Origin of the sequence: Halogranum amylolyticum (assembly GCF_900110465.1) — an archaeon.
Taxonomy (GTDB): domain Archaea; phylum Halobacteriota; class Halobacteria; order Halobacteriales; family Haloferacaceae; genus Halogranum; species Halogranum amylolyticum.
Genome location: NZ_FODV01000003.1, coordinates 482817 through 504630, shown reverse-complemented (window position 1 = coordinate 504630; position 21814 = coordinate 482817). Strand labels below are relative to the sequence as shown.

At 67.0% G+C, this 21814-nt stretch carries 18 protein-coding genes; 6 read left to right on the top strand and 12 right to left on the bottom strand.

Annotated elements, in window-relative coordinates; all coding sequences use genetic code 11:
- Positions 1–55 precede the first annotated feature (55 nt).
- From BSG17_RS08585 to endA, 6 genes are all read right to left on the bottom strand, one after another.
- Positions 56–295 carry a DUF4177 domain-containing protein gene (locus BSG17_RS08585; RefSeq protein WP_089822993.1) on the bottom strand — a complete coding sequence of 80 codons (240 nt, stop codon included), beginning with the start codon at positions 293–295 and terminating at the stop codon, positions 56–58.
- A gap of 61 nt (positions 296–356) precedes the next feature.
- Positions 357–1595, bottom strand: coding sequence for a trans-sulfuration enzyme family protein (locus tag BSG17_RS08580; RefSeq protein WP_089822991.1), 1239 nt, complete (start codon positions 1593–1595; stop codon positions 357–359).
- Positions 1596–1757: 162 nt separating this feature from the next.
- Positions 1758–3542, bottom strand: coding sequence for a phenylalanine--tRNA ligase subunit beta (gene pheT, locus BSG17_RS08575; RefSeq protein WP_089822989.1), 1785 nt, complete (start codon positions 3540–3542; stop codon positions 1758–1760).
- On the bottom strand, positions 3542–5050 hold the full coding sequence (gene pheS / locus BSG17_RS08570) for a phenylalanine--tRNA ligase subunit alpha (RefSeq protein WP_089822987.1): 1509 nt from the start codon (positions 5048–5050) through the stop codon (positions 3542–3544). The genes pheT and pheS overlap by 1 nt, the downstream gene beginning before the upstream one ends.
- Before the next feature lie 341 nt (positions 5051–5391).
- Positions 5392–6987 (bottom strand): tryptophan--tRNA ligase, encoded by a 1596-nt coding sequence (locus BSG17_RS08565; protein WP_089822985.1) that lies wholly within the window; start codon positions 6985–6987, stop codon positions 5392–5394.
- Positions 6984–8066 (bottom strand): tRNA-intron lyase, encoded by a 1083-nt coding sequence (endA, locus tag BSG17_RS08560; RefSeq protein WP_089822983.1) that lies wholly within the window; start codon positions 8064–8066, stop codon positions 6984–6986. Before endA ends, BSG17_RS08565 begins: the two co-directional genes overlap by 4 nt.
- A gap of 149 nt (positions 8067–8215) precedes the next feature.
- Between endA and BSG17_RS08555 the strand changes: the two genes are divergently transcribed.
- Complete coding sequence (locus tag BSG17_RS08555) at positions 8216–8968, top strand: class I SAM-dependent methyltransferase (protein WP_089822981.1); 753 nt, start codon at positions 8216–8218, stop codon at positions 8966–8968.
- Here BSG17_RS08555 and BSG17_RS08550 read toward each other — a convergent pair.
- Entirely contained in the window at positions 8965–9705 is a 741-nt protein-coding gene (locus tag BSG17_RS08550) for a topoisomerase DNA-binding C4 zinc finger domain-containing protein (RefSeq protein ID WP_089822979.1), read from the bottom strand. The genes BSG17_RS08555 and BSG17_RS08550 overlap by 4 nt on opposite strands.
- A 142-nt stretch (positions 9706–9847) precedes the next feature.
- Between BSG17_RS08550 and BSG17_RS08545 the strand changes: the two genes are divergently transcribed.
- Together BSG17_RS08545 and BSG17_RS08540 are read left to right on the top strand one after the other, a co-directional pair.
- Entirely contained in the window at positions 9848–11506 is a 1659-nt protein-coding gene (locus BSG17_RS08545) for a right-handed parallel beta-helix repeat-containing protein (protein WP_089822977.1), read from the top strand.
- 57 nt (positions 11507–11563) lie between these two features.
- Positions 11564–12211 (top strand): HAD family hydrolase, encoded by a 648-nt coding sequence (locus tag BSG17_RS08540; RefSeq protein ID WP_089822975.1) that lies wholly within the window; start codon positions 11564–11566, stop codon positions 12209–12211.
- 34 nt (positions 12212–12245) lie between these two features.
- Here BSG17_RS08540 and BSG17_RS08535 read toward each other — a convergent pair whose 3' ends face one another.
- The 5 genes from BSG17_RS08535 to BSG17_RS08515 all read right to left on the bottom strand — a co-directional run bounded on the left by BSG17_RS08535 (position 12246) and on the right by BSG17_RS08515 (position 18573).
- Positions 12246–12881 (bottom strand): hypothetical protein, encoded by a 636-nt coding sequence (locus BSG17_RS08535; protein ID WP_089822973.1) that lies wholly within the window; start codon positions 12879–12881, stop codon positions 12246–12248.
- Between the two features lie 62 nt (positions 12882–12943).
- Positions 12944–15277: a DEAD/DEAH box helicase gene (locus tag BSG17_RS08530; RefSeq protein WP_089822971.1), complete on the bottom strand. Its 2334-nt coding sequence runs from the start codon at positions 15275–15277 to the stop codon at positions 12944–12946.
- A gap of 102 nt (positions 15278–15379) precedes the next feature.
- Positions 15380–16360, bottom strand: coding sequence for a calcium/sodium antiporter (locus BSG17_RS08525; RefSeq protein ID WP_089822969.1), 981 nt, complete (start codon positions 16358–16360; stop codon positions 15380–15382).
- 68 nt (positions 16361–16428) lie between these two features.
- Positions 16429–17832, bottom strand: coding sequence for an MATE family efflux transporter (locus BSG17_RS08520; protein WP_089822967.1), 1404 nt, complete (start codon positions 17830–17832; stop codon positions 16429–16431).
- Between the two features lie 78 nt (positions 17833–17910).
- On the bottom strand, positions 17911–18573 hold the full coding sequence (locus tag BSG17_RS08515; protein WP_089822965.1) for a helix-turn-helix domain-containing protein: 663 nt from the start codon (positions 18571–18573) through the stop codon (positions 17911–17913).
- A 189-nt stretch (positions 18574–18762) separates the two neighbouring features.
- Here BSG17_RS08515 and BSG17_RS08510 point away from each other — a divergent pair, with 189 nt between their 5' ends.
- The 3 genes from BSG17_RS08510 (at position 18763) to lipA (ending at position 21730) form a co-directional block, all read left to right on the top strand.
- Positions 18763–19164 (top strand): hypothetical protein, encoded by a 402-nt coding sequence (locus tag BSG17_RS08510; protein WP_089822963.1) that lies wholly within the window; start codon positions 18763–18765, stop codon positions 19162–19164.
- A gap of 8 nt (positions 19165–19172) precedes the next feature.
- On the top strand, positions 19173–20684 hold the full coding sequence (locus BSG17_RS08505; protein WP_089822961.1) for an alpha,alpha-trehalose-phosphate synthase (UDP-forming): 1512 nt from the start codon (positions 19173–19175) through the stop codon (positions 20682–20684).
- Between the two features lie 113 nt (positions 20685–20797).
- Positions 20798–21730, top strand: coding sequence for a lipoyl synthase (gene lipA, locus BSG17_RS08500; RefSeq protein ID WP_089822959.1), 933 nt, complete (start codon positions 20798–20800; stop codon positions 21728–21730).
- Positions 21731–21814: the final 84 nt, after the last annotated feature.

Below are 21814 nucleotides of genomic sequence, written 5' to 3'. Positions count from 1 at the left end.
GGTGTTCTGCGTGCTGATAGACGAGTCGCCCCCGTCGGAGTTTTCGTCTCGGTCGTCACTCACGGTTTCGCCGCTCACGAGTCTCGCTCTCGGTCGCGTCGTCCCCCCGATACGGTCGCTCGAAGACGAAGTACTTCGTCCCGCCGCCGACGTACTCGACGGTCTCGACCAGTCGCCACCCCTCTCCGGCGAGGTCGTTCAACTGGTCAGTCGGGTCGCGCGACTCTTTCTTCGTCGCCTCGCGAGGAGGACGAACCGCTCGATACTCCCACCGGTCGGTAGCGTCGTCGGTCACACTTCAACACGCGAGTGCGACCGCGATAAACGTGGTTGCCGGCGGCGACCGACGACCCCTCTCAGTCGGCCGTCGACGCCGTCGTCTCCGCCGCCGAAAGCGCCTCGAACCCACGCTCGAGATCCGCGAGCAGGTCGTCGACGTGTTCGACGCCGACCGACATCCGCAACAGTGAGTCGGAGATTCCGAGTCGGTCGCGTTCGGCCTGCGACAGCGGGGAGTGAGTCATCGTCGCCGGATGTTCGACGAGCGACTCGACGCCGCCGAGACTCACCGCCAGCGGGAACTCGCGGAGCGCGCCGAGGAACTGTTCGACGCCGTCGAGGTCGGCGTCGAGTTCGAACGTGAGCACGCCGCCGTAGCCGCTCATCTGTCTCCGGGCGAGGTCGTGCTGTGGGTGCGAGTCGAGACCGGGGTAGCGGACCTCCCGAACCCGGTCGTGATCCTCCAGATACTCGGCGATGGCCGTCGCGTTCTCCTGGTGACGCTGCATCCGCAGCGGGAGCGTCTTCGTCCCACGGAGTACCATGTAGGCGTCGAACGGCGAGAGCACGTTCCCCATCCCGACCTGCTGGAGGAACCGGATCTCGCCGGCGAGGTCCGTGTCGTCCGTGACGACCGCGCCGCCGACGGAGTCGCTGTGGCCGTTAAGATACTTGGTCGTGCTGTGGACGACGACGTCGGCCCCGAGGTCGAGCGGTCGCTGGAAGTACGGGCTGACGAATGTGTTGTCGACGCCGAGCACCGCCCCGTTGTCGTGAGCGACGTCGGCCATCGCCTCGACGTCGCAGAGACGCATCAGCGGGTTCGTCGGCGTCTCCATCCACAGCAACGTCGTCTCCGGGCGGACCGCGTCGGCGACGGCGTCGGGGTCGCGGGCGTCGACCAGCGTCACCGAGACGTTCAGTCGGTCCTCGAACAACCGCGAAAGCATCGTCTTCGTCCCGCCGTAGAGATCCTCGAAGGCGACGACATGGTCGCCCGGGCGGACGACGGCGGTGATAGTCGAGACGACGGCAGCGGTCCCGGAGGCGAACGCCATCCCGTGTTCGCCGCCCTCCATCGCCGCCAGTCGGTGCTCTAAGGCGTTCCGCGTCGGGTTCGACAGCCGCGAGTACAGATACTCGCCCGCGTCGGGGTCCAGCGACTCGAGATCCGCGTCCGGGTTCAGTCCGTCGACGGCGTACGTCGAACTGAGATGGATGGGGACGACGACGTCCTCGGCGACGTCGCTCCTCGTCGATCCGTGTTCGCCGTGTGTCACACTCAGCGTCTCGAACCGTCTGTCGGGAACGTCCATGTAGAATCGGATGGGAACACGGGTTGTAACGTTTTCGCAAGTATTGCGAAAAATTATCAATGAGAATCCGCGGTCGGTTAGAGATACACAGCAGTTATCCCGGGCAGAGTAGCCGACCGTTCAGTGACGGCCAGTCGAGAGCGAGTCGCCGTCGCGGGACGACTACTCGCCGGCCAGCGCGTCCAGTCGGAACTCGAAGGCGGCGACCGGAAGCTCCAGATCGTGTTCGACGAGCACCTTCGGATGAATCTCGCCGACGACGCCGACCGCTTCACCCTCTACGACGACGGACGCGACGCGGCCGGGGATGAACGACGGATGCTCCGTCGCCGGCGTCGTCAACTCGACGTCGAAGTCGCGGCAGAGCGCCTGCAGCCGACCCTTCGCGTCCTCGTACGTCGCGTCGTGACGGGCGAGCACGCCCGCCACGGAGCGGTGTTCGGCGACGTTCGTGTTCTCCGACTCGTCGCGCTCGGCGGCGAGACCGATCTCCGCGAGATCTTGCGGGTACGCGCGGTGCGTGTTGTTCTCCAGCACCATCATGAGCGACGGGAGCGCCCACGAGCGGAGCTGCGTGTAGTCCTCGGAGTAGGGTTCGGTGATGTCGACCGGTTCGCCCCCACCGACCACGTCGGAACCGGCTTCGACGCCCATCCGGTCGTAGTTCTCCTCGGCGGAGATCATGTGGAAGTTCAGCAGGTCCTCGAAGCCGAGTCCCACCAGACTGCGCCGCGCGGCGTCTTCGAGCTGGGAGCGCTCGTGGCGGCCGCCGACGGTGCCGACGTCCGGATACCGGGGGACGAGGTCGTTGAACCCGTAGGCGCGGCCGACGTCGTCGACGAGATCGACGGGATGCAGCACGTCGACGCGGTACGGCGGTATCGACACCTCGTAGGCCGGTTCGTCGGCCTCGTCGTCGAGAGCTGCATCTACTTCGGCGACGTCCGATGTCGCCTCAGCGTCTACCTCGTCGACGTCCGATACCGACTCGGCATCCAGTCCCGAACGCTCGAACAGGTCGATCGTCTCGTGCTCGTCGAGGTCGATGCCGAGCATCGTCTCGATGCGCTCGTGGGTGACCGTCTTCGTCCGCACCTCGAAGTCCGGTTTGACTGTGGTGCCGTCGGGGTACTCGACCTCCACCTGCTCGAGGGTCGCCCCGCGCGCGTCCAGCGCGTAGCAGATGATGTTGCACATGTGGTCGATGGTCCACTGGTCGGTGCCGGTGAGTTCGACGAACAGGTCCCGCGAGTCGGTCGACACCTCGGTCCGACGGCCGTTGATGACCGGCGGGAACGAGAACAGACCGAGTTCGTCGTAGATCGCCGGCAGGCGTTCGTAGTCGGCGACGACGTCGGCGTACTTGCGGCCAGTGGGGTGGTCGTCGAGCACCTGTCCGGGCGTCAGTTCGCGGTCGGAGTCGAGCGCGACGAAGCTGTCCTCGTCGGGGGAGATACCCTTGTAGGTGATGGAGTTGCCGCCCTCCTCGCCGAGCATCTCGCCTTTCAGCATCGTCAGGTCGTGGATGCCGATGGCACCTTTGACGCGCTTGCGACCCATCGTCGCGTGCAGTTTCTCCTGCAGTTGGATGATGGACTCTAACCCCTCCTCCGAGAGGTTGGCTCCGCGGACCACCGCGCCGGTGACGTACGGCCGTTCGTCGGGGACCGACTCGTCGACTTTGATGGTCCAGTCGGGGTCGTTCGTCTTGGGGACGTACACGCCGCGGTCGTCGCCGTAGTGGTAGCGCAGCGACCGGGCGACCCCCTCGACGGAGAGGCGGTCCAGACGGTCGGGGCCGAACTCCAACTGCATCAGCCCCTCCTCCGTCTCACCCTCGTACTCGAGGCCGAGGCCGAACAGGTCCTGTTTAAGTTGGTCGTCGCTCTTGTCTTCTTTCCCAGTGAGTCGCCGGAGTTCGTCGGGGTCTACGTCTACGACAGGCATCAGTGAAGCACCTCCGTCTCCCGCAGCAGTTCGAGGTCACACAGCGTCCCGTGGACGTCGCGGATGTCCTCGAAGCCGTACATCAGCATCAGCAGGCGTTCGAGCGCGAGCCCCCACGCCATCACGTCACAGTCGACGCCGAGCGGTTCCAGTACCTCGGGACGGAACATCCCGGAGTTGCCGATCTCGATCATCTCGCCCGTCTCCGGATGTCGCCCGAACAGTTCGAACGACGGTTCGGTGTAGGGGTTGTAGTGCGGCTTGAACTGGATGTCCGTGATACCGAACTGCCGGTAGAACTCCTCGAAGGTACCCATCAGGTCGCGCACCGAGAGCTCCTCGGCCATCACCCACCCCTCGATCTGGAAGAATTCGAGCAGGTGGGTCGGGTCGAGCGTGTCGTTGCGGTACACTTTCTCGACGGAGAAGTACCGCTGCGGCGGTTCGAGGTCGCCCTGTGCGTATCCCGAGAGGTAGCGCATCGACAGCGACGTGGTGTGCCCGCGGAGCGCGATGGCCCGTGCGAACTCCTCGGACCACGGCGAGTGGTAGCCGTCGCCGTCCTCGCCGACGCCGTTGCGGTGGGCGTCTTCCACCTTTTCGACGAGATCCTCCGGGACGTCCTGAATCGGCGGGACGTCCAGCGCGAAGCGGTCCCAGTGCGTTCTCGCAGGATGGTCCTGCGGCATGAACAGACAGTCGTTGATCCAGAAGTCCGCGTCGGCGTGCGGCCCCTCCATCTCCTTGAACCCCATCCCGACGAGCGTGTCCTTCACGCGGTCTGCGGTCTGTCGGAGGATGTGGGTCTTCCCCCCCTGGGCGGTGGGCGCGTCGGCCTCGACGTTGTACTCGGTGAACTCGACGTCCTGCCACTCGCCCGTCGTCAGCAGCTCGGGCGTCAGGCGGTCGACGGTCTGGGCGGCCTCGACGCCCTCCATCAGCGCGGTCACGCCGTCGTCGGTCAGCGTCACCGAGCGCACCGTCCGCTCGTCGCGTTCGACGAGCCCCCGACTCTCCAGTCGGTCGAGCACGTCGTCGTCGACGTCGCCGACGTCGCCGGCCTCGACGGCGGCGAGGGCGGCTGCCTCCTCGTCCACTCCGGGGTCGGCGTCGGCGTTCGCCTCGACGTTCCCGTTGTCGATGACACCGTACCCCTTCCGGGCGAAGTTCGAGAGGGCGATCTGCACCTGCGGGCCGCCGAGCCCCGAGGCACCGACGAGCTGCCCCATCTCGACCGGGTCCTCGTCGGCGCCGGCGTCGATGGCGGCGCGGTAGAGACGGACCTCGGGAAGCCCCTCGTCCAAGTACTCCGCACCCTCGTCCGTGAGGGAGGCGCTGGTCTCAGTTCGTTCTTCGACGGCCAGCAACCCCTCGTCGCGGAGGTCGAACGCCGCGCCCGTCACCGTCTCGGGTTTGAGACTGGTTGTCTCCGCCAGTTGGTCGATCGTCTGTTCCTCCGTCGCGCTCGCGGCTTCTAACACCGCGACCTGTGATTCCGGGAGTCGCATGTGGTCGTTGGTTCGGATACCGTGTGGTCGTCAGTTAGCAGTTCCGGGACAGTCGTCGACGTCGCGTCGGCGTCTCGTCCTGACCGCCGCGCCGAGTCGAACGGGTTCGCACGCCGGGTCGTCGGTGCAGAGAGTGACTCCGGCACCGCGACGGCGACGTAGTCCACCGTCCTCGTCAGGCGCGGAAGAAGAAACCGAACCCGGCGGTCGGCAGTTCGCGAACTAGCCTCACAACGTCGGGTTCGGACGTCATACTGGGCAGAAAGCCGTTGAGTAACAAAAACGTTCTGAACCCGTGCGAGTTCGTCGCAGGCCTCCTACGGTCGCGCCAGTCGACGCACTCACTCCCCGTCCGGCGCGACGCCGCGTCGCTCCGACTCCAGCGAGAAGTCGAGCTCCTCCAGCAGCTCTTCGGCCTCCTCGCGTTTCTCCTGGTGGTCTTCGAGGAACTCGCGCATCAACTCGGCCGCCTGCTCCTTGCAGCCACCGCAGAGGCGTTCGCCGCCGACGCACTCGTCGTAGACCTTCTTGGCGAACTCGTCGTCGTCGCCCGACAGCAGGTACGCGTAGAGTTCGTAGACGGGACACTTGTCGGCCTCGCCGCCGAGTTCGCGCTGTTCTTCGGCGGTACTCCGACCGCCCGTCGTCGCCGCCTTCACCTTGTCGTAGCCGTCTTCGGGGTCGTCGAGCAGGCTGATGTGACTCGCCGGGATCGACGAGGACATCTTCCCGCCCGTGAGGCCGGTCATGAAGCGGTGGTAGATCGATGACGGGGGGACGAACCCGTAGCCGCCGTTGTCGAGTTCGATCTCGCGGGCGAGGTCCTCGGCCTCGGTTCTCGACAGATCGAAGGCGTCGACGTGCTCCTCGAAGACGCGCTTCTCGCCGGAGACGGCCTCGATGAGCGCCTCGAACGCCCCCTCGGTCGCGTTGCGGTCGAGGAACCGCGTCCGCGGACGGAGCGGCTCTTTCCCGGCAGAGCGGAGTTTGGCGATAGCCCCGTCGCGGGCGCTGTCGGGAGTGAGTTCGGCTTCGAGCCAATCGGCGGCATCCTCACAGCGGACCGTCTCGTCCTCGTCGAGTTCGTCCGCGAGCGCGCTGTACGCGCCGGCGACGAGCGGGCGTTCCTCGTCGTCGAGTTCCTGACTCAGGTACGCCTCGGTCACCTTGAAGAATCGCATCCGAGTGGCGAGGTCGCGGGCGAACCGGACGTGGGGGTCCTGGTCGGGTCCCACGGGGATGACCGTCGGCTTCGGCTTCTCCGTCTGCGGGTAGAGGATGTCCGCCATCTGCGTGACGACCGACTGCATGTGCGAGACGGTGGTCTCGCCGTCGAAGCCGTAGATGGCCTGGAACTCCGAGAAGTTGGCCTTCCCGCCGAGTTCGAAGGCTAGATCTTGGAGTTCGCGGTTCTGGCTCTGGCGGTAGAGCGTCCCGTCGTCGGCGTCGAAGCCGAGCGCGATGAGCGAGAGGAGATAGTCGCGGGCGTGCTCGTCGATTTCGTCCCACGTCAGTCCGCGCGCCGAGTGCGCTTCGAGGTCGGCGATGAGGCCGTAGGCGTCGCCGCCCTGCTGTTGGTGCCAGATGATCTCGTCGAAGACGAGTTTGTGGCCGATGTGGGGGTCACCCGTCGGCATGAACCCGGAGAGAACTGCAAAGTCGTCGCCCTCGCGCATCGCCCTGGCGACGGGCCGGTAGTCGCGGTGGCCGAAGATGACGCCGCGTCGCATCAGGTAGTGCGGGCGGGGCACCTCGTCGAGCAGTTCGTCGAACTCTTCGATACCGAACTCGTCGAACAGTTTGCGGTAGTCCGAGACGGTCGACGACCCCCAGGGGTCGAGTTGAACCTCGTCGGCACCGGCGGTGTCGGCGTCCGTGCCACCGTCAGTCGTCGCCTGCGTCGGTTCCTCAGTCTCGGGGTCCGTATCTCGGGTCATGGTGTGAGTCGGGCGACCGAAAGCCAGTCTATGCCTTCGTTGGCGCCGGTCAGCGCAAAAACCATTCGCTTCCGTACCCCGCCGGCGAGGCGGACGTCGAGCGCCAGATCGCGCGGCGCGAAGACGTGTTCCGACGGAAGGACGCGAATCAAGTGCTCCGAGTGGCTGAGGTTCGACACCGACTCCACCTCGGCGTACGTCCGGAAGTCAGCACCGAACTTGTAGCCCGTCTTGGGGACGATCTGTCGCTCACGCAGCGTCGAGTAGACCGCCAGTCGACGGTCGAACCGTTCGCCCTCGACCGCACGGCCGCAGTCGACGACGGCGGCGTGGGCGTCGGCTCCTTCCGCGCCGTCGAGCGAGAGCACGCCGTCGGCCGCGAGCGACGCCGCCTCGACGAGCGAGAGCTGGATCGCTCCCTCAATGTCGGCGTCGCGGCCCGTCAACGGCTGGCCGTAGAAGCCGTACTCGTACAGCGACTCGGGCGCGTCCCAGACGACGACGCGGTCTTCGAGCAGGACCCCGGAGAGCGAGTTTGGGGGAGTGTAGTCGGTCGCGCCGTCGAGCGTCGGTCTCGTCGCTTCGAGGTAGGTCAGTTCGCTCTCCTCGTCGACGACGGCGAGCACGACGTTCTCCGCGAGCAGCTCGCTCGCCGGAACCGACTGGCGCTCGCCGACGACGCGGACGCGGTGTTCGACCGCGTCCTCGCCGGGACCCGTTCCGCGCGGGTGGACGACGAAGTCGTACGCCGACAGCGGGAGGTCGCCGTCGTCGTCGCGTGCGCCGGGCCAGCCCTTGCGCGTCGGCGAGAGGTAGAATCCGCGTCCCCGGAGGTCGACGTAGACCAGGAAGCGCAGCGCGAACCGCTCGCGCGCCCCGGTCGAGGCGACGAAGAACTCCTCGAACTCCATCCCGTCGATGGCGTCGAGGTCGCCGCGGAAGAGCAGATGCGCCGCCTCGACGCGGGAGAGATCGATCTCGTTGCCCCCGGCCGGTCGGCCGTAGCCCCGCGAGTCGTGGAACCGCTGGCGAGCGTCGCCGCCGACCCGCACGACGTCGCCCCGTAGATGTCCGTCCATGGTCTACGGAGCGGGAGAGAGCGACAAAGGGTCGTCGGTGTCCCACGGCGTCGGCACAGCCGTGAGGCGACGTCAGTGTTTCACAGGCGAGCTGCCACCCGGTAGAAAGTATATCACGCTTCTTCCGGTAGTCGTGGACGGAGCCCACGATGGTCTCCGACGAAGAAGACCCCGACGCAGACCGCGCACCGACCAGTTACGACCGACTGGCCGACCGGGCGACAAGCGGTGAAGAGGGATGGGAGAGTCCGTGGGCGACGAACCCGCTCCAGCAGTACTACTCGTGGCCCGCGACCACGTCACTCCTTCCAGATATCGACGGAAAGCGCGTCCTCGACGCTGGCTGTGGCATCGGCGACCACGTTGAGTGGCTTCTCGACGAGGGTGCGGGGGTCGTCGGCGTCGACGCGAGCGAACGCGCCGTCGAAGTCGCCCACGACCGGTTCGGCGAGCGGGCGACGTTCCACTGTGCGGACCTGACCGACGGACTTGGGTTCGCCGCCGACAGCGGCTTCGACGTCGTCCTCAGCCATCTCGTCCTCGACCACGTCGAGACGTGGCAGCCAGTGTTCGAGGCGTTCCAGCGGGTGCTCGAACCCGGTGGCGTCGTCGTCTTCAGCATCGTCCACCCGATGCACTACTACCGCCAGTACGAGACAGTCACGGACTACTGGACCCGGACGCCAGTGGAACTGGCGTGGGAGGACGCGCCCGTCACCTCGTACCATCGACCCGTGAGCGACGTCGTCGAAGCAGTCATCGAGACGGGCTTTCGACTCGGCACGCTCGACGAGCCACGGCCACCGGCCGCCTACGTCGAGGAGGCCCCGCCCGAGTGGGGGGGCGACGAACGGCCGCAGGTGCTCTGTGTCCGCGCACGGACGACGGCGGCGGCCGACTAACGCTGCTCCCGATACTGCTCGCAGGTCCCGTCGAGACACCGTCGACCGGCGGCCGTCTCGAACACCGGAAGCCCGCAGTCGCAGTCGTCGACGACGACGCCCGTCGGCAGCGAGAACGCCGTGTCGCACTCGGGGTAGGCGTCGCAGCCGGCGACGAGGTGGCCGCCCTTCCCGCGGACGATACGGAGTGGGGAGCCACAGTCCGGGCAGTTCCACTCGCCGTCGAACCGTTCGGTGACGTGCTCCGGCAGCGAGTCACAGCGGTAGTCGGGACACAGTTCGAAGACGTCGCCGCGTGCGACTCGAAGCAAGGGGAGACCGCAGTCCTCGCAGGTCCGGTCGAGCACCGTCGCCCCTGTCGGGAGGCCGTAGTTTGCCTCGCAGTCGAGACAGCGGACGTCGCCGCCGGTGCGGACGAGCGCCCCTTCGCAGTCGGGACAGATGCCGACCGGGACGCCCGCCGCGGAGACGGGGACGTCCCGCCGGGTCGTCACCGCGTGTGAGACGACGCGGAGCGTCTGGTCCCCCGCCCGAGCGGTCACGCCGAACCCCTCGTCGTCGGCTTCGATGGTCACGCTGTCGGCACGGGTCAGCCACGCGACGGGCTGGTAGCCGTCCGCGTCGTGGACGAGGACGGTCTTGTCGGGTTTGACGACGACCACCACGTGACCCCGTTGGGTCCTGTCGCGGGTTCCTTCGAACGTCGTCGTGCAGTCGCCGGCGAACAGCCGTGTCATTTCGGTCACGAAATGGGGTGGACGCGTCTTCTGTCTTAAAATTCGACCCACACGGTCACTGTAGGTTTAGACAGTGTCTCCGTGAAAAGAAGTATCAAAATAACCACAAGATACTTGTTAGTATTGTTAGAATACAAGATCAATGTCAGACGAAGATCGCGAACCATCCCTGAGTCGACGGTGGTTCCTCCGAGGGACGGCGGCGGCCGGGAGCGCCTCACTCGCCGGCTGTTCCGGCCTCAGTGACGACTCGGATACCGGCACCGAGACGCCCCACCTCACCGACAGCACCTCTCCGACCGACACGCCCGCCCCGATGATACAGGACACCCCCCGCGCGAAAGGACCGCTCGCGAGTCGCCCCGACGAACCCGACGAGGAGGGGTTCGAGTACCTCGTCGATCGGGGGCGACAGGAGGGTGCGCTGTTCGTCTGGCAAGGTGACGAGTGGAAACTGCTGGACGCCTACGCCGGCGGGGCACAGTTCGACGACCTCGCGGGTCGCCGCGTCGCCTCGATGTTCGCCACGGGCGGCAGCGGGACGGTCGACGACCCGTGGACGATCGACGACGCGGCGATGCGAGAGCCGGGCGTCCTGCTGTTCGACGAAGGGGAGTTCCGCTCGAACGGGCTGACGACGAGCGCCGACATCGACCACGAGGAGACCAACATCTGGCTCCGGGGGGCCGGAACGCGCGCCACCTCGCTCACGAAGGGGAGCGAGGACGGCCACCTCATCGAGTTCGCCAACGGCGACGAGAGCGGCAACTTCGGCGGCGTCACCGACATGTCCGTCTACGGCGAGTACCCGGAGGACGGGACGCGCTCCAAGGGACATCTCCTCTACTCGAACGGTGACATCATCGACCTCACCCTGGAGAACCTCATCGTCCGCTACGGCTGGGAGGACGCCATCCACATCGAACCCTCCGCGTCCGGGACGCGGATGCACAACCTCTGGGCCGAGAACAGCGGCGGGTGGGCCATCTGGGTCGACGGCGGCACCCGTGCGAAGGCCTCCGACCTCCACATCGTCAACTGCAAGGCGGGTGGCCTCCACTTCGAGGTCTCCAGCAGCCACGTCGAGGGCGTCTCGGTCTACCTCTGCTGGCCGGGGATGGAGTTCGAGTGCCGACACACGGAGGTCTCCGACGGCTACATCGTGAAAACCCACGAGGGGATCGCCCTCCACGACGCCGCCAAGAGCCAGGAGAACAAGTACACCAACTTCTCGATCGTCGACTCGAAGACCGCCGTCCACGCCGCAGGCGACAACTCGATGTTCACCAACTTCGGCGTCCGCGACACGCGCCAGCAGGCGTTCCGCGTCCCCGGTGACGGCGTCCAGATCAACGGGGTCGACGTCATCAACTTCGGCAGCACCGGCACCGCCGCGCTCAGACTCGCCGGCGACGGCGTCTACGTCGCGAACGTCACGCTCGACCAGCGCGACGGTGGCTACGACAGCAACACCATCGCCCGCGTCGAGGGGAACGAGACCGTCCTCAACGGGGTCGTCGGCCACGGCGACCGCGACTGGGGGATCGACGTCGCCAGCGGGGCGACCGAGACCGTGCTGGCGAACGTCTCCGGGGTCGCGCGCTCGGCGCTCGACGACAGCGGGACCCGGACGCTGTTCAACGGCGAGGGGACGAACGACGGCAACCCCGCCTCCAGCGGCGAGTGGAACGGTCACGGCGACTACGCTCACGACATGGGTGCGGTTGTCTGGGACACCTCGACGTCGCCGTGGACGCCGTACCGCGCCGACGGCGACGGCAACTGGCTCTCGCTGCGGTAACCGCCGCCGCCAGAGACGCTTTGTGGGAGCGGGACGGTCACTCAGACGATGACTGCGATGGACACACCACGTGCCGTGCTGTTCGACATGGACGGCGTCATCGTCAACTCCGAAGACTACTGGCACGTCTTCGAAGAGGAGACGCTCTTTCCGGAGACGCTCGCGGACGAGCGCCCCGACAACGACGAGATCACGGGGATGAACTACCGCGAGATCTACGACTATCTCGACTCGAACTACGAGACGACCGTCTCGAAGGCCGAGTTCATCGACCTCTACAACGAGACCTCGAAGAAGATCTACGGCGAACAGGTCGAACTGATGGACGGGTTCGACCGACTCACCGGGACGCTCCGGGACCGCGGGACGAAACTCGCCGTCGTCTCCTCGGCACCCAAGTCGTGGATCCAGACGACGATCGATCGCTTCGAACTGGGTCCGTTCGACCTCGTTCTCAGTGCCGAGGACATCGACGCCCCCGGCAAACCCGAACCGCACATCTACGAACACGCCGCCGGCGAAGTCGACGCGGTCCCCGAGGACTGCACGGTCGTCGAGGACTCCGAGAACGGCGCGACGGCGGCCGCCCGCGCCGACACCTACGTCGTCGGCTACCGAACCGAGGCGAACGCCGAGACGGATCTGTCGATGGCGAACGTCGTCGTCGAGGGGCCGCAGGAACTGCGCGCCGAGTTGCTGGACTGACCGGTCGAAGCCGCGACCGGGCACCGTCGGCTACTCAGCATCCGCCGCCCGCCCCTCCGGCGGCACCGGCACCCGCACAACTGGCGGCGCTCGCGCCAGCACTGGCGGCGGCTGCCGACCCACCGAAGACGATCGCCGCGTCGTTCGTGTGACTGTAGTCTCTGCACTCGCCCCACGCGACCGGAGCGATCTCGTCGTCGATGTCGTGTGCCGCGTCGACGGCGTCCCGAAGGTCGGAACGAGTGAATCCGGCGTCGGTCGCGTAGCGGTCGACCAACGAGTCGGTGAGCGCGACGCGACGACACTCTTCTGCCTCGAACAGTTCGTCGCCATCGAACGTGAACTGGACGTCGTAGTGGCGGACGAACACGTCGTCGAAGGGCGTCTGAAGCGCCTCGACCGCCTCGCCGACGAGCTCCCAGACGAGGTCGGGGTCGGGGTTCTCGACGTCCTCGCCGAGCGAGAACCGTGCGATCGGGACGACGATCGGCTCGCCGTCCGGCCCCTCGTTGACGACCGCGACGCCGGTCACGCCGCAGTCCTCGACGGCGTAGCCCGCGCGGTCGACGGCGTCGCGGAGCGCCTCGTCGGCGTCGTGCTGACGGGATTCGAGGTCGACCTGTTCGTCCGGCGTGTCGCTGCCGAGCAGTCGTTCGAGCAGGGAGGGCATCGCAGAGAGCTGTCGTCGCCAGCGACTTCGGTTTTGTGCCCGGCACGGGCGGAGTAGCCCGACTACTCCACGTCGACGACCCGCGACTCACGGTACGGCAACAGTGGGAGGTCGGGGAACGACACCTCGACGACGAACTCCAGTTCGTCCTTCGCGCCGAACACGCCGACCGGGACGGTCTCGGCGTCCGAGAGGTAGGTCGTCTTCTGGCTCATCTCGACGTCGTTGACGGTCACGCGGATGCCCGCTCGCGCGGAGCCGCCGGCGTTTCGAACCGACACGTCGCACATCTCGTTCTCGCCGGTCGCGATCGTGGTGGGGAACGCACCCCAGTCGACCTCGATCCGCGGCAGCGACGTCGCCGCCTCGACGACGCGCTCTGCGACGCCGGCTGACATCCCCGCGCGAGTGAGTTCCGAGACGCCGGCGTCGACGACGTCGGTCGGCGAGGTGAGACCGCCGGTGGCGAGCGTGCTCGCGCGACCCGACCCGACGCCGTCGATGGCGGTGAGCCCGACGGCGTCGCGGCCGACGCCGTGTTCGACGCGGGCCTCGACGCGGGAGGCGAGGTTGGCGGCGCGCGGACCGGTGAACCGATCGAGGAACTCCCCGAGCGCCGCGAGCAGGCGCAGCGCGTTCTGCCGGATGACCCACGCGTCGCTGCGGAGTTCCGAGGGGGTCGACCCGGTCATGCTGGCCTCGAGGATGGCGAGCACCTTCCGGTGGCCGTCTTCGAGCGACGTCTCGCCGGCTAGCACCGAGTCGACCGCCTCGCTCTCGGACTGTCGCGCGGAGACGGAGTCGAACTCGGCGGCCGCGGCGACGGTCTCGAGGACGGCGTCGACGGTGATCGTCTCGCGTTCACAGAGGTCGCGGAACCGCCGGGCGGTGTCGAGTCGGAGGTAGTACTTCGAGGCGAGGTTTCCGAGGGGCGTGGCGTCGACGCCGAGATTCTCGTCGGTGGCGACGAACTCCTGGGAGACGAGCCCTTCGAGAGTGTCGCGGACGCGCTCGCGGAGGTCCTCGAAGTCGTAGCGGTCGGGGTTGTTGCGGGCGCGGACGTAGTAGAACGTCGTCTCCAGCCACGACATCACGTCGTCTAAGTCGCCGATGGTGCCCATGGCGATCTCGGCGTTGAGATGCGAGTCCAGATCCTCGGCGAGTCGCGACTCGATCTCTTTGCCCTCCCGAAGGAGCCGGCGGTACTTGTCGGCCTCCGAGCGGTCGCAGACGACCCAGCCGTAGCCGACGTCGTCGTACCCCGGTCGGCCGGCGCGGCCGAGCATCTGCAGCACGTCCAGCGGGCTGATGTCGACGTCGCCCTCGAGCGGGTCGTGGTGTTTCGTGTCCCGGATGACGACGCAACGCGCCGGGAGGTTGACCCCCCACGCGAGCGTGGAGGTGGAGAACAGCAGTTTCACCTTCCCCTCCTTGAACCAGCGTTCGACGCGGTCGCGGTCGTCCTTGCCGAGGCCAGCGTGGTGGAACGCCACGCCGTCGAGCACCGACTTCCGGAGGGTGTCGTTGGCCAACTCTTTCGCTTCGTTGTGGAAGTCGTAGTCGCCGCGCGACCCGACGGGGACGTCGCGTTCGGCGATCTCGTCGCGGGCCTTCTGGGCGGCCATCACGGAGTCCTGTCGCGAGGCGACGAACACCAGCGACTGGCCGTCCTCGCGGATGTGCGGTTCCGCGAGGTCGATGGCGCGGTAGAGCCGTCGGTATTTGTCGGCGAAGGAGTTCTCGCCGTGCGTGTAGGTTTTGACGTCGGCGTGGAGGTCCACCGGTCGGTAGTCGTCGCCGAACTCGAACGTCGCCTCGGGCGGTGCGTCGAGCCACTCGGCGACGTCCTCGATGTTCGGCATCGTCGCCGACAGCGCGACGACCCGCGGGTCGCAGAGACGGCGCAGCCGCGAGACGGTCACTTCGAGCACGCCACCGCGCTGCTCGGAGTCGAGCAGGTGGACCTCGTCGATGACACAGCAGTCGACCTGCGTGATGAAGGAGTAGCGCGGCGACTCGTGTTTCCGCGTCGCGGAGTCGGTCTTCTCCGGCGTCATCACGAGGATGTCCGCGCGCTCGGCGCGCCGGGGGTTCAGGTCCCGCTCGCCGGTGACGACGTAGACGGAGTAACCGAGGTTCTCGAAGCGCTCCCACTCGCTCTCTTTCTCGTTGGTCAGCGCGCGCATCGGCGCGATGAACAGCGCGGTGCCCCCGTCGCGCAGACAGCGACAGATGGCCAACTCCGCGAGGGCGGTCTTGCCGCTCGCCGTGGGTGCGCTGGCGACGATGTTGTCGTCGCCGTCGAGGATGGCCGGCAGGGCCTCCCGTTGCATCCGGTTGAACTCCTCGAAGCCGAAGGCGTCGGCGAACTCCGGGACGGCCTCTGCGACCTTCACCGGGCATCACCGCCGCGGACTGGGGACACGCTCATCGGATACAAACGGGGGGTACGGAGCCAAAGGCGTTTCCGTCCGGCGTGACCGTCTCCGGACGGCCGCTCACCCGAACAGGTTCAACGCCCACCGGACGAGTTCCGACCCCGCGAACAGCGCCCCCTCGACGCGGGAGAGTACCCGCCCCGACCACAGCGCAGCGACCATCACGACGGACACGCCGAGCAGCCACCCCACCGTCTCCAGTGCGGCCGGACCGACGGCCAGCGGTCGGATCACGGCCGCGAGACCCATGATGCCGACGATGTTGAAGACGTTGCTCCCAACGACGTTGCCGACGGAGACGCCGAGACTCCCCCGTCTGACCGCCACGAGCGAGACGGCGAACTCGGGCGTCGAGGTCCCCGCCGCGACGATTGTGCCGCCGATGACCCACTCGGAGATGCCCGCCCCTCTGGCCAGCGCCGACGCCGACTGCACCAGCAGGTCGCCGCTCACGAGGACGATGGCCAACCCCCCGAACAGGAGGAGGACGTCACGACCGCGGAACGAGACCCGTTCGGTCGCGTCGGTGGTTACGGCCGACGCGGCGGCCGTGCCGCCGTTCGACTCCACCGCCTCGACGGTTGAGCGCCCAGTCGAGAGGAGATAGGCCGTGTAGGCGACGAACAGACCGACGAGCACGCCGCCCTCCAGCCGCGTGACGGTGCGGTCGAACAGGACCGCGCCGCCGGCGAGCGTACTCGCGAGCAGCGCGAGACCGTCTCGTCGGACGAGCGACTCCGCGATGGGGATGGCCCGGACGAACGCGACGACGCCGAGGATGAACGCCAGGTTGTAGATGTTCGATCCGAGGACGTTGCCGACGGCGATGTCGCCCAACCCCTTGAGAGCGGCGTCGGCCGTGACCGCGAGTTCCGGCGTCGACGTGCCCGCGGCGACGATAGTCAGCCCGATGGTGAGCTCCGAGAGACCGAAGCGCTGGGCGAGTCGCACGACAGCGTCGACCAGGAGTCGCGCTCCGACCCACAGTCCGAGCACCGTCACGGCGACGACACCGAGTTGGACGGCAGATCCTCCTACCATCTTCTACGGGGAGAAAACCGTTGGGAGAGGGATGAGAGTTGGGGGCGAGCGACACGGACGGTCGGCGTTCAATCCGCCGCCGTCGACCCCGCGCTCTCGGCCGCCCGTTCCAGCATCCCGTCACGCGTCGAGTACCAGTAGTAGCCGCCGAGCCAGACCGCCGCGGCGACGTTCGAGAGGGTGACCGCCCAGAACGCCGCCTCGACGCCCCTCGAGAGGACGAGCGCGCCGCCGGCGGCGATGGGGAGCCGAACGCCCCAGTACTGGACCATCGTCGACCACATGCTCACGTTCGTCCGACTCGCGCCGTTGAACCCTGCTTCGAGCGTGTAGATCGCGCCGAGCGCCCAGTAGCCGAAGACGAGGATCTGGAGGTAGAGCACGGTCGACTGGAGCGCCGGACCGGAGATGTCGGGGACGAACAGCTGTGCGATGGTCGCCGGGAAGAGATACTGGACGACGCCGACGGCGGAGAGTCCGACGGCGGCGACGGCGACGCCGACCCACGTCGTGCGTTCGGCGCGGTCGGGGTGGTCCGCGCCGAGGTTCTGTCCGATGACGCTCGTCGCTGCTTGGCCGAGACCCCCCGCGGGGACGAACGCGATGGTCGAGACGCGCGCGCCGATGGTGTAAGCCGCCAGTCCCGCCGCCCCACCGGTGATCGAGACGACGGAAACCATGAGCACACGAGCGAGTTGCCGACCCGTGTTCTGGATGGCGACCGGGTAGCCGACTTCGACGAGTTCGCGGAAGAGGGCCGGGCGGAGCGTGAGCGCGTCGCGGGTGAGCGTGAACCCGGTGTCGTCTCGCGTCGTGTACCAGAGCGCCACCAGCGTGCCGACGGCGTAGCCGACGCCCGTCGCGACGGCCGCGCCGAAGATCTCCCAGCGGGGGAACTCCCACCAGCCGAGGATGAGAAAGGGGTCGAGCACGAGGTTGACGACGATAGCAGAGACGTTGACGATGAACGCGGTACGGGTGTCACCCCACGCCGTGAACCCGCTCTCGAGGGTGTCGCTGAGCGCAGAGGGGAGCAGCGCGTAGACGGCGAACGCCGTCAGGTAGGTGACGGCCAGCGGGGCGACCGCGGGCGAGGGGTTCAGCAGGGCGACGAGTTCGTCACCGAAAGCGACGACGACGCCGGCGAGGAGCAACGAGACGGGGAGGACGAGCGCGACGGCGTTGAACGGGACGCGGCGTGCCGACTCGATATCGTCCGCGCCGACCCGTTGGGAGGTGAGGATCTGGCTGCCCACGAACAACATGACGAGCGGGACCATGAGCAGCGCCGTGTAGGGGATGACGAGACCGACTGCGGCGACCGCCTCCTCGCCGAGGCGACCGACCCAGAAGATGTCGACGACCGACTGGGCGACCAGCGCGAAGTTCTGGGCGACGAGCGGAGCCGCCAGAACGAGAAGTGCGCGGGGGATAGAGCCCTCGGTGATCTCGTCTGTCGCGAGGTCGAACATGGTTGTACTTTCGTCCAAGATAACATATAATAAATGTTTGTCGGTGCTTCCCATTCACACTGACGGCGACGACGGACGTCAGTCCCCGATGGTGGACTCGTCGGGGCGGAGCGCACTGTCGATGAGCGCGCGGTGGCCGCGACGGAGTCGCTCGGAGACGGCCTGCTGGGAGATACCCAGGTGCTCGGCCAGTTCGTCCATCGTCACCTCCCGCGGGACGTCGAAGTACCCCGCCTCGGCCGCGGTGACGAGCGTCTGGTACTGGTCTTCCGACAGACCGAACCCGCCCCGCCCGGTCGACTGCTCGAGTTCGTGGATGTTCCGGACGGTGAATGTGAGATCGCTCTCCGTACAGAACTCGCTTGTCGCCGAGAGCGACGTCCGGTCCGGAAAGAGGACCCGGAGTTGCCAGTGGGTGTCGCGACCGTGCATGTCGACGACGGCAGCGGACTCCTCGGAGACCATGTAGAGGATGACCTCGACGTCGTCGCTCCACTCCATCCGGTAGAGTCGCTCCTGTTCGAGGTCGTCGACGAGACGGGCGTCGGTGACGGAGGGGTCGGCTTCGAGTGCCTCGTCCAACCCGCCCAGGTCGTCGCCCGAGACCTGGACGTACGGCGTCAACTGTTCCTGGTGGGCGACCATCCGTACCACCTCGAAGTCGGCGTTCGGGAACGCGGAGAGCGTCTCGTAGAGGGCGAACTCCTCGGCCGGGAGTTCAATCTCGGCAATGGTGCTCATAGCATACTCACCGGGAGTCACGGGATTCAATGTAGCGGCCGACGGGCCGGGTTCACCGTCGTCGATGTGTTTCGAACTGTCGTGGGTGTTGGTGACAGCTCGTGCATAGCCTATCTCTTCGCCGTCGTGCGGTTCTGAATATACAGGCACAATCTGTTTTCCCGATGGCGTCGACCAAACGAACGAACCATGAGCACGATTCGACCGACCGATCGGGAGCTCGTCCCCGTCGGTTGGGTGCAGACGTCGTGGGGGGACACGCTTCGGTTCGCCCACCGGGAGACGGGCTTACATCTCGAAGCAGCGTGTGAAGGACCATCGGCGAAGCCGTGCGTCGGTGACACCTGTCGGTGGCGGCTCCGGTGTCGGAAATCTGTCGGGGAGACGGAGACGGTCGCGTCGCTGTGTCGCGCGTCGACCGAGCAACGGGCGAGAGAGCAGCTCGACGAGTGGATGCAGACGTACAACCGACTGAGAGAACAGTATGACTGGGACGACACCGTAGCGGTCGCAACGGTCGCCGACAGACTGTGTGGCGAGAGCGAACACGCGCCGGGCATCGACATCGACGACCGGCAGCTGGGGTGGTGACGAGCAGAATGTCACGGAGCTCTCAGCCAGCGAGCGAGCGTCCCGCACTCGACGACGATCTCGTCGACGGCCGGAACCTGCTCGTCGTCTCCAACCGGGAGCCGTACCAACACCGTTACCGCGACGACGGCAAGGGGATCGTCGTCGACGAACCCGTCGGCGGACTGACTGCCGGCCTCGACCGCGTGATGCAGCGAACGGGCGGCACGTGGGTCGCGTGGGGAGACGGCGACGCCGACCCCGAGGTCGTCAACACCGCCAACTGCGTCGGCGTTCCGCCGGACGACCCCAAGTACACGCTCAAACGCGTCTGGTTGGGCGAACAGGAGATGCGCGAGTACTACTACGGATTTAGCAACCAGGTGCTCTGGCCGCTGTGTCACGACCTCGTCGGGAAGGCGAAGTTCGAGGGGTCGTTCTGGAAGCGGTATCAGGCGGTCAACGAAACGTTCGTCGACATCGTCGCCGACCGAGCGGACGACGACACGGTCGTCTGGTTCCAGGACTATCATCTCGCGCTCGCACCGCGACTGGCCCGCGAGAAACTCCCGAAGGCGACGTTCCTGCAGTTCTGGCACATCCCGTGGCCGGCGTGGGACACGTTCCGCGTCTGCCCCCAGCGACAGGAACTGCTCGAGGGGCTGCTCGGCAACGACCTGCTCGGCTTCCACATCGAGCGCTACTGCCAGCACTTCCTCGACTGCGTCGAGAACTGTCTCGACGGGGCGACCGTCGACCGGGAGACGGGAGAGGTCCACTACGACGGACGAACGACTCGCGTGGCGGCGTTCCCGATGACCGTCGACGCCGACCGGATCGAGCGGCTGAGCGGGGTCGACGACGACTTCTGGCCCGCGTTCAAACGGAAACACGGCATCGGTGAGGAGACGAAGGTCGCCGTCGGCGTCGAGCGCCTCGACTACACGAAGGGCATCCCCGAACGGCTCGAAGCGTTCGAACGCTTCTGGGAAGAACACCCCGAGTGGCAGGGGAAACTCACGTACGTCCAGAAGGCCAGCGAGAGCAGAGTCGAGATCCCCGCCTATCAAGAGCTGATCGGGACCGTCGAGGAGAAGATCGCTCACCTCAACGACCGCTTCGGCACCGACGACTGGACCCCGGTCGTCTACATCGACGAGACGCTCCCCGACGAGGAGCTGTACGGGCTGTACCGCCACAGCGACCTCGCGGTCGTGACCCCCATCCGCGACGGGATGAACCTCGTCGCCAAGGAGTATGTCGCCGCCCAGACCGACGGCGACGGCGTGCTCCTTCTGAGCGATCTCGCCGGCGCCGACGAGAGTCTCGGCGACCACGCGCTCACCGTCGAGCCGTACGACACCGCCGCGTTCGCCGACCAGATCGAGGCCGCACTCACCATGTCGCCGGACGAACGGACCCGACGGATGCGTCTGCTACGCGAGCAGGTCTGCGGCGACGACCTCGACTCGTGGATCCGATCGCTGTTCGGCGCGGTCAACGCGCTTGGCAAGACGATCCCAGCCGAACGCAACGAGTGACGAGAGACGTTCGTCGGCGGCGGTCGTGGTGACGACCCCGAGTGACCCCGGGTCGCCTCCGACCCATCCGCCGTAATCCTCACGTTTTTGCCTCACCGCACGAAGGGAGAGCTATGAGCAGCAGGCGCAAGCCGGACTGGCTGAAGATGCGTCCGCCGGCGGGCCAACGGTTCACGGAGATCAAACAGACGCTTCGCGACCGCGACCTCCACACGGTCTGTGAGGAGGCCAACTGCCCGAACCTCGGCGAGTGCTGGAGCGGCCGCGACGGCCCGGGGACGGCGACGTTCATGCTGATGGGCGATCGCTGTTCGCGCGGCTGTAACTTCTGTGACGTCGAGACGGGCGGGATGGAACCGCTCGACCCCGAGGAGCCCGCGAACGTCGCCGAGGCGGTCGCCGAGATCGGACTCGACTACGTCGTGCTCACCTCCGTCGACCGCGACGACCTCCCCGACCAGGGGGCGGCGCACTTCGCCGAGACCATCCGCGAGATCAAGCGGCGCGACCCCTCGATCCTCGTCGAGGTGCTCATCCCCGACTTCCAGGGTCGACCCGACTGCGTCCGGGAGATAATCGAGGCCGAACCCGACGTCGTCGCCCACAACATCGAGACGGTCGAGCGCCTCCAGTGGCCCGTCCGGGACCGACGCGCGCGGTACGACCAGTCGCTGTCGGTGCTCGAACAGGTGGAAGCGGAGTCCGACATCTACACGAAGACGAGCATCATGCTCGGCCTCGGCGAGTACGACCACGAGATCTACCAGACGCTCTCGGACCTCCGGGAGGCCGACGTCGACATCGTTACGCTCGGACAGTATCTCCAGCCCTCGCGCTCGCATCTCGACGTCTTCGAGTACGTCCACCCCGACGCCTTCGAGACGTGGCGACGGGTCGCCGAAGACGAGTTGGAGTTCCTCTACTGCGCCTCGGGGCCGATGGTCCGTTCGTCGTACAAGGCGGGCGAACTGTTCGTCGACGCGCTGCTCCGCGACGGGAAGAGCGTGGACCAGGCCCGCACCGAGGCACGAGCGGCCGGCCACTGAGACGGCCGTCCGCCGCGACGACGCCCGTCGCCCTACCGACTCAGCCGTTCTGCCCCCTCGTCTCCTCCTTCGGCCGCACCCAGT

What these genes read in the sequence shown, in the direction of transcription:
- BSG17_RS08510 (WP_089822963.1), top strand. Translation starts at nt 18,763, where the DNA reads ATGAGCACGATTCGACCGACCGATCGGGAGCTCGTCCCCGTCGGTTGG.
- BSG17_RS08545 (WP_089822977.1), top strand. Translation starts at nt 9,848, where the DNA reads ATGTCAGACGAAGATCGCGAACCATCCCTGAGTCGACGGTGGTTCCTC.
- BSG17_RS08525 (WP_089822969.1), bottom strand. Translation starts at nt 16,360, where the DNA reads ATGGTAGGAGGATCTGCCGTCCAACTCGGTGTCGTCGCCGTGACGGTG.
- BSG17_RS08580 (WP_089822991.1), bottom strand. Translation starts at nt 1,595, where the DNA reads ATGGACGTTCCCGACAGACGGTTCGAGACGCTGAGTGTGACACACGGC.
- BSG17_RS08565 (WP_089822985.1), bottom strand. Translation starts at nt 6,987, where the DNA reads ATGACCCGAGATACGGACCCCGAGACTGAGGAACCGACGCAGGCGACG.
- BSG17_RS08520 (WP_089822967.1), bottom strand. Translation starts at nt 17,832, where the DNA reads ATGTTCGACCTCGCGACAGACGAGATCACCGAGGGCTCTATCCCCCGC.
- pheT (WP_089822989.1), bottom strand. Translation starts at nt 3,542, where the DNA reads ATGCCTGTCGTAGACGTAGACCCCGACGAACTCCGGCGACTCACTGGG.
- BSG17_RS08515 (WP_089822965.1), bottom strand. Translation starts at nt 18,573, where the DNA reads ATGAGCACCATTGCCGAGATTGAACTCCCGGCCGAGGAGTTCGCCCTC.
- BSG17_RS08535 (WP_089822973.1), bottom strand. Translation starts at nt 12,881, where the DNA reads ATGCCCTCCCTGCTCGAACGACTGCTCGGCAGCGACACGCCGGACGAA.
- lipA (WP_089822959.1), top strand. Translation starts at nt 20,798, where the DNA reads ATGAGCAGCAGGCGCAAGCCGGACTGGCTGAAGATGCGTCCGCCGGCG.
- BSG17_RS08540 (WP_089822975.1), top strand. Translation starts at nt 11,564, where the DNA reads ATGGACACACCACGTGCCGTGCTGTTCGACATGGACGGCGTCATCGTC.
- BSG17_RS08550 (WP_089822979.1), bottom strand. Translation starts at nt 9,705, where the DNA reads ATGACACGGCTGTTCGCCGGCGACTGCACGACGACGTTCGAAGGAACC.
- BSG17_RS08505 (WP_089822961.1), top strand. Translation starts at nt 19,173, where the DNA reads ATGTCACGGAGCTCTCAGCCAGCGAGCGAGCGTCCCGCACTCGACGAC.
- pheS (WP_089822987.1), bottom strand. Translation starts at nt 5,050, where the DNA reads ATGCGACTCCCGGAATCACAGGTCGCGGTGTTAGAAGCCGCGAGCGCG.
- BSG17_RS08555 (WP_089822981.1), top strand. Translation starts at nt 8,216, where the DNA reads ATGGTCTCCGACGAAGAAGACCCCGACGCAGACCGCGCACCGACCAGT.
- endA (WP_089822983.1), bottom strand. Translation starts at nt 8,066, where the DNA reads ATGGACGGACATCTACGGGGCGACGTCGTGCGGGTCGGCGGCGACGCT.